11 protein-coding genes are annotated in these 11,274 nt (G+C 68.6%); 3 read left to right on the top strand and 8 right to left on the bottom strand.

The window, feature by feature from the left end; all coding sequences use genetic code 11:
• Positions 1 to 200 precede the first annotated feature (200 nt).
• The 4 genes from GT354_RS22340 to GT354_RS22325 all read right to left on the bottom strand — a co-directional run bounded on the left by GT354_RS22340 (position 201) and on the right by GT354_RS22325 (position 3,088).
• Positions 201 to 1,031, bottom strand: coding sequence for a PPK2 family polyphosphate kinase (locus GT354_RS22340; protein WP_346012122.1), 831 nt, complete (start codon positions 1,029 to 1,031; stop codon positions 201 to 203).
• Between the two features lie 687 nt (positions 1,032 to 1,718).
• The gene (locus tag GT354_RS22335) at positions 1,719 to 1,925 is read right to left on the bottom strand and encodes a DUF397 domain-containing protein (protein WP_161358149.1); all 207 of its coding nucleotides are present in this window, start codon (positions 1,923 to 1,925) and stop codon (positions 1,719 to 1,721) included.
• Between the two features lie 105 nt (positions 1,926 to 2,030).
• Positions 2,031 to 2,237 (bottom strand): DUF397 domain-containing protein, encoded by a 207-nt coding sequence (locus tag GT354_RS22330; protein WP_161358148.1) that lies wholly within the window; start codon positions 2,235 to 2,237, stop codon positions 2,031 to 2,033.
• Positions 2,234 to 3,088, bottom strand: a complete 855-nt coding sequence (locus GT354_RS22325; RefSeq protein ID WP_161358147.1) for a helix-turn-helix transcriptional regulator — start codon at positions 3,086 to 3,088, stop codon at positions 2,234 to 2,236. The genes GT354_RS22330 and GT354_RS22325 overlap by 4 nt, the downstream gene beginning before the upstream one ends.
• Before the next feature lie 195 nt (positions 3,089 to 3,283).
• Here GT354_RS22325 and GT354_RS54335 point away from each other — a divergent pair, with 195 nt between their 5' ends.
• Positions 3,284 to 4,114, top strand: coding sequence for an ATP-binding protein (locus tag GT354_RS54335; RefSeq protein ID WP_237535339.1), 831 nt, complete (start codon positions 3,284 to 3,286; stop codon positions 4,112 to 4,114).
• A 968-nt stretch (positions 4,115 to 5,082) separates the two neighbouring features.
• Here the strand turns inward: GT354_RS54335 and GT354_RS22315 are convergent.
• From GT354_RS22315 to GT354_RS22300, 4 genes are all read right to left on the bottom strand, one after another.
• Entirely contained in the window at positions 5,083 to 6,312 is a 1,230-nt protein-coding gene (locus GT354_RS22315; protein ID WP_161358146.1) for an MFS transporter, read from the bottom strand.
• A gap of 58 nt (positions 6,313 to 6,370) precedes the next feature.
• Positions 6,371 to 7,273 carry a LysR family transcriptional regulator gene (locus tag GT354_RS22310; RefSeq protein ID WP_161358145.1) on the bottom strand — a complete coding sequence of 301 codons (903 nt, stop codon included), beginning with the start codon at positions 7,271 to 7,273 and terminating at the stop codon, positions 6,371 to 6,373.
• Between the two features lie 9 nt (positions 7,274 to 7,282).
• Positions 7,283 to 7,525 carry a hypothetical protein gene (locus GT354_RS54330; protein ID WP_237535338.1) on the bottom strand — a complete coding sequence of 81 codons (243 nt, stop codon included), beginning with the start codon at positions 7,523 to 7,525 and terminating at the stop codon, positions 7,283 to 7,285.
• Between the two features lie 670 nt (positions 7,526 to 8,195).
• On the bottom strand, positions 8,196 to 9,635 hold the full coding sequence (locus tag GT354_RS22300) for a DHA2 family efflux MFS transporter permease subunit (RefSeq protein ID WP_161358143.1): 1,440 nt from the start codon (positions 9,633 to 9,635) through the stop codon (positions 8,196 to 8,198).
• Between the two features lie 74 nt (positions 9,636 to 9,709).
• Here GT354_RS22300 and GT354_RS22295 point away from each other — a divergent pair, with 74 nt between their 5' ends.
• A complete protein-coding gene (locus GT354_RS22295; protein WP_161358142.1) occupies positions 9,710 to 10,378 on the top strand; it encodes a TetR/AcrR family transcriptional regulator in 669 nt (222 codons plus the stop codon).
• A complete protein-coding gene (locus tag GT354_RS22290) occupies positions 10,375 to 10,848 on the top strand; it encodes a PPOX class F420-dependent oxidoreductase (RefSeq protein ID WP_161358141.1) in 474 nt (157 codons plus the stop codon). The genes GT354_RS22295 and GT354_RS22290 overlap by 4 nt, the downstream gene beginning before the upstream one ends.
• Positions 10,849 to 11,274: the final 426 nt, after the last annotated feature.

The raw sequence follows: 11,274 nt of genomic DNA, 5'->3' as shown, positions 1-11,274 counted from the left end.
CGGCGGAGATCGTCGCCGCGTGGGACGACCGCGCCGAGATCCGCCGCGGCTTGGTCGGCACCACCCTGCGGCTGCCGGCGACGTCGGTGGCGGTGGTGCGGATCGGGGCGCGGTAGGGCCGGGAGCCTGCGTGGGACGGGCCGGGGTCGGCCCGCCCCACGCAGGCCGGCTCGGGTGTCGACGGCTCGGGTTTCGACGGCTCAGGTGTCCAGGAGGCGCTTGCGTTCGGCTTCCACGTCGAACGTGGCCTCCGGGTAGCGCGGGTCCAGCTCGACGAGGTGTTCGAGCAGCAGGCGGCTGATCGCCCAGTTGCGATACCACTTGCGATCCGACGGAACCACGTACCACGGCGTCGCGTCGCTGTCGCACTTCTCCAGGGCGGCCTCGTACGCCTGCCGGTAGTCCGACCACACCGAGCGTTCGTCGATGTCGGCCGGGTTGAACTTCCAGTGCTTGTCCGGGTTGTCCAGGCGGGCCAGCAGGCGTTCCTTCTGCTCCTCGAACGAGATGTGCAGGAAGAGCTTGACGACGGTGACCTCGTCCTTGGCCAGGCCCTGTTCGAAGCGGTTGATCGTGCCGTAGCGGCGGGCCCAGACACTGCGCGGTACGAGGTTGCGCACGCGTGCGATCAGCACGTCCTCGTAGTGCGAGCGGTCGAACACGCCGATCAGGCCCGGGCCGGGGACCTGCTCCTTGACCCGCCACAGGAACGGGTGCGCGAGCTCTTCCTCGGTCGGCGCCTTGAACGCGTGGATGTGGCAGCCGGACGGGTTGAACTGGCCGATCACATGCTTGACCGTGCCGCCCTTGCCGGACGTGTCCATCCCCTGCACCACCACGAGCAGCCGCCGCCGCGCGCCGCCGGCGACCGCCTGGGCGTACAACCGCTCCTGGAGCTCGGCGAGTTGCGGCGCCATCGCGGCGATGTCGGCGAGCGCCTCGTCCTTGTCCCCGGGGAAGTTCGGCGTCCCACGCGGGTCGATCGCCGAGAGTTCGACGGGCCCGCCGGGCAGCCGCAACGCGGCCCGCACGGAGTCGACATCGCCGCGCGGCGGCGGCTGCGGGGTCTCGTCGCGAGCGTCCTCGGGAGCGTCGTCGGGGTGCGGCTCGGCCACGATGTGGAGCCGCGTCCCGGTGGCGACCTCGGCGGACTGCTCGGCCTCGGTCTTCTCGGGCTCGCGCTCGTGCCGCTCGTCGGCGACCGGCTCATCGCCGACCGCTGCTTCGGCGACCGGCGCCTCGACTACCGGTGCCTGGACGATCCCCTCACCGACGGCACGCTCCTCGATGGCGCGCTCCTCCGCCGCCGCCAGAGCGGCCCGCAAGGCGGCCTCCGACTCGGCCTTGGCAGCCTTTGCCGCCTTCGCCGCCTTCTTGGCGGCCTTCTCCTCGGCCTTGCGAGCCTCCTTGGCCCGCTCGACCGCCTTCTCCCGCTCGGCCTTCAACGCCTTCTCAGCCTTTTTGCCGCCGGCCTTCCCACCATCGGCCGTCTTCCCGGCGCCCTTCTTCCCGTCGGCCTTCCGGTGGCCGCCCTTCTTGGCCTCGACCTTCCCGGCCCCCTCGTCCTTGCCGTCACCCTTGCGTTCGGCCTTCTTCGCCATACCGCCGCCTCCGCATCGTCAGACCTGCCCCCGGTGATGCCCAAGCATCCCCCACAGCCCAACGTCCGGCGCCCGAACAACACCCGGCCACGCCCCCATAAGCCTCATACCGCCCGACTAACCACCACACCGAACCCGAAGCACACTCACCAACCCATCCCACTGCCCCCCACCAAACCCAAGCACAGGCCCACCAACCACCTTCGAGTCCCGCGCAACGACCGACTGCGCGACAGTCGCGATCTCGACACAGGCGTCGTCCTGCTGGCTATACCCACTTTTGCGCCAGATCGGTTGGCTCGGCGTTTCGTTGGTCACGTTCATCCCATCCACCTTTTCCCTTGGGTGTACAAGAAGTGGGCTGATCCGGCCCCAGGTCGGCCCGAGGTGGCCGCAGTGCCTTCACCAGGCAGGCGCCTCTGGCCCCGATCAGATGTCGCGACGCACGTGCAGTGTGTCGAGGAACCCGTCCCACTGAACCATGCCGAAGCTGAGGACGGGACAGTCTGCGACCTTCGAGTCCCGCGCGACGATCGCCCCTGTACGCACTGCCACTTCGACGCATTCACCGTCATGCGTCGAATAGGAGGAGGTACGCCAGGCCAAGTCGCGGCAATTCTCGGAGTGCACAGTCATCCCATTTCATGGAGGTAGTACTTGATGATCTCCTGAGACGCATCCGTACTGCGGGCTGCACGCCTCAGTCGCGCGGTGATCTGACGCACTCGCCGAACGTCCTTCTCCGACTCGGTGACGACTCTTTCGCTCACGAGCCCGTCTTGGACCACGACGGAGTTGTCCCTTGGCTCCGGAAAGTCGAAGACGGTGAAGGCGCTTGCGAAGCTCCCCAGCGCCGCTCGCTCGAACGGGATGATCAACAGCTCGATGTTGGGACGCAAGGCCAGGGTGGCGAGTTGGTGAAGTTGCTCTCGCATGGTGCGGCGGTCACCGACCACGTTGCGCAGGGCGGCCTCGGTAACGAAGTTCGTGATCTGCGGGGGCGGTTCCTCACGAAGCCGACGCTGGCGCCTCATGCGTACCTCCACCAAAAGCTCGACCTTGTCGATGTCGCTGGTGGCGGTCGCGTGCGTGAGGTCGTGCGCGTACGCCTCCGTTTGCAGAAGACCCGGAATCACGCACGGCTGGTACTCCGTGATGCCAACGGCAGCAGCCTCCAGCTCGATGTAGCCGAGGTATCCGTGCGAGATGTCGTCCGCGTAACACGTCCACCACTCGACTGACGCATCGTCCTCGTGGCCGTGCAGAGACCGGATGCGAGCCCGCACCTCCGGGTCGGCCTCGTACAGATCGAGAAGTGTTTCCAAGTCCTCCGCTCGAATGCTGCGTTGAGCCGACTCAATCCGGCTGACCTGCGGATTCGACATGCCCAAGTGCGCGGAGACCTGTCGCAGCGTCAGCCCCTTGGCGGCACGGATGACCTTCAACTCCGTGCCGAGTTGGCGCCGTCGATGGCTGATCGTGGGCATGGCCCTCCCTCGCACACAGTCTGGCCGTCTTGGGGCGTGATCACGAGATTTCTACCAGACGTGCCAAGTGACTTGCTTTGCTACCGGTAGCAGAGGAGTATTTCCGGTAGATCACTGGTAGCACTTGATCAGTCGCCGACAGTGACTCGATTCGACTGCCGCGCAGTCGCCGGAGCGTGCCACGTGAGGAGATCCATGAAGCCCACGACAGGTTGGCGGGAATTGACCCCGCCGCTACGACTCGCAGCCCACCCGGACACCGTTGCCAAGGCTCGACGGTTCGCCGTCGGGGTGTGTACCGAAGTCGGCCTCGATCCGCACGAACCCGTGCTCGTCCTCGCGGAGTTGGCAACCAACGCGCTGACCCACGCCGGGGCATACGGCGGCCTCGAACTGCGGGCCGTGCGGCTGGGCAACATGCTGAGCCTCGAATGCTGGGACGAATACCCCTGCCACGTCACCATCCCCGAGCGGGAGCCGGACCTTTCCGCAGAGTCCGGACGCGGACTGTGGATCGCGCGGCAACTGGCCGCCGGGCTGGCGGTGACACATCACGGTTCAGGCAAGGCGGTATGCGCGATGTTCGACCTGATCCCTGCCTACGGCCGCCTCCCACAACCCTCGCCCACCCAAAACCCGTACGCCCCACGCCTGGTCGCCGCCGGCGAGACGTTCGACGTCGTCGAGGTGGACGAACTTCTCGGCCGAGCTGTACTCGCGGTCCTGCGCACTCGCAACGTCCCCATCGGCCCCGTGCTGCACGACCGGCGACACCGCAAGATCGGCTTCCTGATCCCGCCGACCCCCGTCAACGACATCCCACCCCGCGACCGCCGCACCAGCCCACGCCACCACGGCCAAGGGGCGTGGATCACCTTCCCACCCCCGGGCCAACCGAACGGCGGCCCCCTGACCTGGCTGATCGAACCAACCACCCACCACCTGACCGACCTACGCCGCCTCCGAACCGCCATCACCGAAGCCGCCCACACGTTGACCTCAAGGGCCCGCCCAGGCGTCGAATGACCAGGGCCACGCCACACCACCACTCGCGAGCGCCGCGACCAACCACACAAACGCGCGATGCCACAAAACGTCGCCCGCGGGCGACGGTGCGTGCACACATGATCCGCAGGTGTCCAGAACGACCACCAGACGTGTTTTCGTCAGGGTGAATGAGAGCCGGTGCCTCAGCCGGGCTGGGCGCCGGGATCATCCGTTCGGGGAGCTTGCCGGGCTGCCGGTGGGCTTGATCGTCAGTGAGTTGGGGATCCGCCCCTATCGGGTGATGTTTCGTCACGAGGTGTCGTGGGGTGTTGTCATCCGGGGCCGGGGCGGTGGTCGACAGGTTGGTGGTCCGGATCCTCCCGGGCCGTGTCCTGACAGGCCCGGTCCAGGTGGACCTGGCGTCGTGCCGCAGAAGCTTGAGATCTCATCGGAGCCGCGGAAATCGACAACCTGGCTGCGGTTGTCGATTTCATGTTCGGACATACCAGGGCCTGACACTCACCCCACCCCCGGCCGCAGGTTGTCGTAGCGGTATGCCGGGCCGGAACCCCGCCGAGCGTCTCGAACCGGTGGCGTAGCCCGTGGACGGTCTTGCCGCAGTAGGACAGCCGCAGCGTGAACGGCACGCACTTCACCCCTCGCCCGCCGGGTCCAGCCAGACGTCCGCGAAGTCACCTCAGCCTCCTGGCCAGGCGTCTTCTGCTGCGGGACCGTGCCCTTCAGATGCCGGCGGCCTTCCTTCGCCGGCGCAGCCAACTGCGGCTTCCGTTCCTGGACGTAGCCCGCGATGGTCGAGTACGACGCCGGATCGAAGTCGTGCTCGACCGCGAGGCGACCTTGATCCGCTCAATGGTGTGCCGCTGCTTGCGCGGAGCCTCCAGATCGGCCCACTGCATCTTGTCGATCCGGCCGATCACGGGGTCCGGCACTAGCTGGTGTCGAGTTACTTGTCGGTGGGTTCGCCGCTCGTCAACGGCACCCCTCCTTCAGCGCCGTGGTGCCCCACGCCCGGGTAGTGCCAGCACCAATCCCACACCCCCCAGCCCCGCCGCGATCCACAACGTCGAGGTATACCCGGCACCCGCCGACAGCGCCCACCCCGCCATCAGCGGCCCGCCCGCGTTGCCGATGTTGAACGCGGAGATGTTCGCGGCGGACGCAAGGTTGTCAGCGCCCGCAGCCGCGGCCAGCACCCGCGTCTGCAACGGCGGGATGACAGCCGCCCCGAACATGCCGAACACCAGGAACGCCACCACGGCGGCCGGCTTGCTGTGCACTGCCGCTACCAACACAAGGGACAAGACGGTGGTGCCGGCGAGTGCCGCGTACATCGTCGGAACCAGCGCCCGGTCCGCCAGCCGTCCGGCCACAGGTGTGCCCACGAGCATGCCGACGCCGATCAGCACCAGCATGAGCGGGACCGTACGTTCGCTGAAGCCGGTGACCTCGGTGAGCATGGGCGCGATGTACGTCAGAACCGTCAGGAACGGCGCCCACCCGAAGGCCGACGCGGCCAGCGCCCGCCACACCCGGCCGTTCCGGAAGAGCGCCGACTCCCGGCGGAAATTTGCTTGTTCACTGCGGGAGACGGCCGGAACGAGAAGGGCCAACGCCCCGAACAGGACAACGCCGATCACGGTCACGGCCCAGAATGTGGCCCGCCAGCCGAGCGCCTGGCCCAGCGCGGTGCCGCCGGGCACGCCCAAGACGTTGGCCAGGCTCAGACCCATGAACACCGTGGCGATCGCACCGGCCCGGCGCTCGGGAGCGGCGACGTCCGCGGCGACGACCGCCGCGATGCCTACGAAGGCGCCGCCGGCCAGGGCGGACAGGACGCGTCCCGCCAGGAGTACGCCGTATCCCGGCGCCAGCGCGCTGAGCAGACTTGCCGCGACGAACAGTACGGTCAGCCTCAGCAGCAGACGCTTCCTCGGCACCCGCGCACCCAACATGGTCAACGCCGGAGCACCGATGACCATGCCCAGTGCATAAACCGACACCAACAGACCGGCGGTCGGCAGGGATATGCCGAAGTCAGCGGCCACGTCGGGCAGAAGCCCGGCGATGACCACTTCGGTCGTCCCGACGGCGAAGGCACCCAGCGCCAGCGCGAAGAGGGCGGCCTTGCCTGATTTCTGCTGCGGTTCCGGCGACGCCGCCGGAGGGGCTTGTGTGTACGTCTCGCACGACAGTGCGACAGGAAGATCCTTGCTCATGGAGCCAAGCCTGGCGGGAAACCCCGGCGTGATCAGCCTGCTTCTCGGCAACGATCGTTCAGCCCGGCTTGACGATGCTTATGACCTCTTGGGCCGCCGCGACAAAAGCCGTCACCCGGGTGGTCTCGCCGGAGCTGCGCCAGACGAGCCCGTATTCCAGCGCAGGCGCGTCGCGGAACGGGATGTAGGTGACGCCCTTCGGCGCGTAGGACTCCGCGACGTCGCCGCCGACCGAGGAGATGCCCTGCCCGGCGCCGACCATGGTCAGTGTCTCCTGCAACGTGCCCGCCGACGGGCCACGCGTGACGGGGAGGCCGTTGGGCGTGTGTGTGGGAGCCTGCTGCTTCTGCCAGTAGTCCGGTACATCACCCGCGCACGCGAAGACCCGATCACGGGCGAAGTCCTCCATCGACACGGTGTCCTGCTTGGCGAGCGAGTGGTTGGCCGGAACCGCCAGCATGCGGGGAAAGCGCAGCACCACCGGACCACACACCAGATCCGGTTCCTCGACCGGGAACTGGGTGACCAGCAGATCCACCCGACCCGACCGCAGCGGCCCGAACATGTCCTTGATCTGCGTCTCGTGGATCTGGACGTGCGTGCCCGGATGGTTTTTGGCGAACGCCCGGATCACCTCCATGACAAAACCCCCGGCCGCACCGCCGAGACAGCCGACCGACAGCACACCCTCGATGCCCTTGGCCTCGGCCTGCGCACGGATGACGGCCTGTTCGACGTGCCGGTAGCTCGGCTCGAGGTCCTGGTGAAGCCGACTGCCCAGTGGAGTCAGCCGCACCCTGCGGCTGGTCCGTTCGAACAGTGGGGCGCCGATGCGGCGTTCCAGGGCCTGGACGATCTGGCTGACCCGGGCCCGGGAGACCTGCAGGCGTTCGGCCGTACGACCGAAGTGCAGCTCATCGGCGAGGACCAGAAAACTTTCGATCTCCAGGCGTTCCAGCATCGGGCAACGCTACTGGAAGCCGACCGGCACGGATGCCGGCACCCTGGCGGTCTTGGCGAGAAGTGGTTCGTCCACGGCCGAGTCCGGGTGACGACCCGTGGACAGGACAGAGATCACGACGGGCGTACGGTCGGGAAGCCACGCGACGCCGACGTCGTCGGCGGTGCCGTACCAGCCGGTCCCTGTCTCTTCGGTGGGCCACGCGTGGGGAAGCCCGGTACGCGGGCGGACGTCGCCCGTGATGCCTTTCACCGGCCGGTCCTCTCCCCTGCCTGCATTGTGCCCCGGCGGTGCCGGACCCTCCAAGGGTGCGCCAAGACTTCGATCGGGAGGATCGCTTGCTGGTCAAGGAAGGTCTGGAGGGCGGTTGGCGGTGTCTCGGTGAGGAAGTTTGTTCGGCCTCTGGCCGGGCGCTGAGCCGTTCGATGTTCACGGCGACGGCAGTGAGTAGGTGTTGCAAGTGGGCCTTGGGGCCGGCCTCGGCGGTGGCAATGGCGCATGCCGTGTCCGTGGGCGAACTCGTTGATGGGGCCGTCCACGCCGGAGCGGACCCGTAGCGGGCCTTCCATTCGGGTGTCTGCTGCTCGGTGCGCACGCGGACCTGCAGGTCGCGGAGTTCTCGTGGGGGGAAGCCCACCTTCCGGGCACCCTCGCGGGAGCTGGTGCCACGGAGGCGGTCCGGGCGCGGCCGGCACTGGTTCTTGGTGAACCGCGCCACGATCAGGGGGCCGCGGTGGCGTGCTACCCGCCGGGTTGCTCGCCCGTGCGATCTGGGCGGTCAAAGATGGGACTTGCTCACCCGAACGGGGACGGAGCGACAACGGACACCTCGGCAGCTGTATCGATCTACGAAACAGCCCCGAGCATGCCTGTCGATCATGCTCGCGCACCGGGAAACACCAGGTCCCCGACAGAGTCAAGCTCACTCTCGGGCAGCACGGCGTCCCGCGACAGCGAGCACGATCGCCGCCGCGAGGGCGATTGCGGCCAGGGCCAGGGCCCAGGTGAAGGGGGCCGTGAACGCCGCGGCGCGGGAGGCCGATCCGGTCGCGTGCGTCCGGGACTGGAGGCTGACGGCGAGGGCGGTGACACCGATCGAGCCGCCGAGTTGTTGCAGGACGCTGATCGCGCCGGTCGCACGCGGGATCTCGCTGCGTTGCAGGGTCGCGTAGGCGGCGGCAGTGGTCGGCATCAGGGAGGCCCCGATGCCCAGGCCGCGTACCAGCAGGACGACGACCAGCCAGGCGTAGGGGGTGTGGCCGGTGACCAGCGTCAGCGGCACCGTCGCGGCGGCGCAGATGAACAGGCCCGTGGCGGCCACGATGCCACCGCCGATGCGATCGGTGAGTCGGCCGGCCAGCGGCATCGCCAGTGCGGCGCCGATGCCCTGTGGCGCGACGAGCAGTCCGGCAGTCAACGGCGACTCGCCCCGGGCCAGTTGGAAGTACAGCGGTGTGACGAACAGCGCGCCGTAGAGGGCCGCTCCGGCGAAGAAGATCGTCGTCGCCGCGGCCAGGAAGGGGGCCCTGCGGAACAGGCGCACGTCGATGAGCGCGTGCGGTGCGCGCCTGGCGTGGAGCACGAACAGGACGACGAGGGCGGCGCCGCCGACGATCGGTCCCCAGGCGGCGGGGGCGGTGGGACCGCCGTGCGATTGGACCTCGGACAGCCCGAACACGACTGCGGCGAGTCCCGGGGCGAGGGTGACCAGGCCGAGCCGGTCCAGCGGCGGGGCGGTGGTCTCGGTGGGGTCCCTCGGCAGCAGTCGGGCCGCCAGCGTGAGCGCGACCGCGCCCAGGACGACGTTGATGTAGAAGATCCAGCGCCACGAGATGGTGTCGACGATGATCCCGCCCAGCACCGGGCCGAGTACCGGGACGAGCAGCATGGGCACGCCGACGACCGACATCACCCGTCCCATGCGCTCCGGGCCTGACGCTCGGGCTATCAGGCTCATGCCCACCGGCATGATCAGCCCGCCGCCGATGCCCTGAAGCACCCGGAACGCGATCAGCGCGTCGATCGACCAGGCCGCGCCGCACAGCGCCGATCCGGCGGTGAACACGGTGACCGCGGCCATCCAGACGCGGCGGGAGCCGAAACGTTCGGTGCTCCATCCCGCCAGCGGGATCACCACGGCAAGCGTGAGCAGGTACACCGTCGACACCCACTGGATCGCGCCGAGCGAGCAGTGCAGGTCCCGGGCGATGGCGTCGAGGGCCACGTTGACGATCGTGGTGTCGAGCAGGGCCATGCCCAGCCCGACCACCACGGCCGCCGCGACGACCCACACCTGCCGGGGCACCCCCACCGCGTTCGCCGACTCCGCGCCGGGGGGCTTGCTCTCGTCGATTGACATCATGATCTCCTCGTTCGCTAATTCACCAGACGGTGGATAGTAACCACTGAACAGTGGAATCAGCTACACTCGACGTCATGCCACCGATCACACCCCCGAAGAAACAGGCCGCCGGCCGACGCCGTTCGCCGCGCCCCGACGAACGCCTCCGTGACGCCGACCGCACCCGCGGTGAGCTGCTCAAGGCGGCCTTCGACGAGTTCGCCGCCCACGGGTTCGCCGGGGCCCGGGTGCAGGACATCGCCGCGCGGGCCGGAGTCGACAAGCAATTGATCAGCTACTACTTCGACAACAAGGACGGCCTCTACCAGGAGGTGCTGCGGGCCCAGTTCGCCCGCGACGCCACGGTCAGCGACCCCGAACTGCCGCTGGAGGACAACGCCGCCCGCTACGTCCGGCACGCGCTCGCCGACCCCCGGATGACCCGGCTCCTGGTGTGGGCCGGCCTGTCCGAGGACCCGGAGCACCCCCAGACGCTGCCGCCGGGCAGCCTCGATGGGGCCGGCATGGTCGAGCGCCAGGAGCGCGGGGAGATCGCGCCCGACCTCGATCCCGCGTCGGTGCTGCTGATCATGATCGGCGCCGTCACCGCGGCCGTCGCGCTGCCGCAGGTGGTCCGTGCCGTCATGGGACTCGACCCGGACAGCGCGGATTTCGAAGAACGTTACGCGCAGGAACTGAAAGCCGTCATCGGTCGGCTGCGCCGCGACGAGCGGGACTCGACGGAGAGGCGGTCGGAGCGATGACGGACGGCGGGAACCCGGGACGGGATGACAGCGCGTTCACCGTCGCCGAGCTCGCCTACCTGCGAACTCAGCGACTGGCCAGGCTCGCGACGGTCGACGGCCGCGGCCGTCCGCAGAACTCGCCGGTGGGCCTGCACTACAACCCGGAGACCGACACCATCGACATCGTCGGATGGAATCTGGCCGCCAGCCGCAAATACCGCAACGCGGCCGGCCACCCTTATGTGTCGGTGGTCGTCGACGACATGCCGGTCGAGGGTGCGCCGCGCGGCATCGAGATCCGCGGGCAGGCGGAAGCCCTGCCGGGTACGAACGATTTCCACGTTTCCGGGCAGCCCGCCCTCATCCGTGTCCACCCCGAACGCGTCATCAGCTGGAGAATCAACCGATCGCGTGACGGCGTGGGAGCCAACCGTTCCTTCCCAACCGGCCGTGATGTGCCGTCACGGCGGCCCCGGACCGCGAACTAGGCTGAGGTCCGCGGTTCAGGCATCTTGCACTTCTTCGGCACCAGCGAGCGAAGCACCTCCACCACCGTGTTCCGGCTCACCTTATAGCGCGGCGCCAACTGCCACCCCAAGACGGACGGATCAATCCTGCGGTCCCGGCGGATCTCCTCGAACAGCAACTCGGGTGACTGTGCCACCCCGACTTCTTGGCACGACCGTGATCAAGGACCACAGCCTGTGAGCCCCGCGCGGCCGTGAGCCCGCAGGTGGTCCAAGCCGTACGAGCATCCCGGTCTTACTCGCGCTTCGAGCGATCGGCGGCGCGAGCGGCATGGGCCCGCAGATGACCCGAGCGGTACGGAAGGTCGGTGCGCACAAGCACGCATGCGGATTGCGCGGCGGGCACCACCCGCGTGCGCGCGGCGCCGGCACGCGTGCGGCCGGGCC

The organism is Streptomyces sp. SID3343 (genome assembly GCF_009865215.1).
In the GTDB taxonomy this organism is placed as follows: Bacteria; Actinomycetota; Actinomycetes; order Streptomycetales; family Streptomycetaceae; genus Embleya.
Note: the sequence above shows the minus strand (reverse complement) of the source record. Positions and strands in the feature narration are given on the sequence as shown.

Excerpts from the sequence above, each read along its gene's own strand:
- GT354_RS22335 (WP_161358149.1), bottom strand. The coding sequence starts at position 1,925 with ATGAACGTGACCAACGAAACGCCGAGCCAACCGATCTGGCGCAAAAGT.
- GT354_RS22330 (WP_161358148.1), bottom strand. The coding sequence starts at position 2,237 with ATGACTGTGCACTCCGAGAATTGCCGCGACTTGGCCTGGCGTACCTCC.
- GT354_RS22325 (WP_161358147.1), bottom strand. The coding sequence starts at position 3,088 with ATGCCCACGATCAGCCATCGACGGCGCCAACTCGGCACGGAGTTGAAG.
- GT354_RS54335 (WP_237535339.1), top strand. The coding sequence starts at position 3,284 with ATGAAGCCCACGACAGGTTGGCGGGAATTGACCCCGCCGCTACGACTC.
- GT354_RS22315 (WP_161358146.1), bottom strand. The coding sequence starts at position 6,312 with ATGAGCAAGGATCTTCCTGTCGCACTGTCGTGCGAGACGTACACACAA.
- GT354_RS22310 (WP_161358145.1), bottom strand. The coding sequence starts at position 7,273 with ATGCTGGAACGCCTGGAGATCGAAAGTTTTCTGGTCCTCGCCGATGAG.
- GT354_RS22300 (WP_161358143.1), bottom strand. The coding sequence starts at position 9,635 with ATGATGTCAATCGACGAGAGCAAGCCCCCCGGCGCGGAGTCGGCGAAC.
- GT354_RS22295 (WP_161358142.1), top strand. The coding sequence starts at position 9,710 with ATGCCACCGATCACACCCCCGAAGAAACAGGCCGCCGGCCGACGCCGT.
- GT354_RS22290 (WP_161358141.1), top strand. The coding sequence starts at position 10,375 with ATGACGGACGGCGGGAACCCGGGACGGGATGACAGCGCGTTCACCGTC.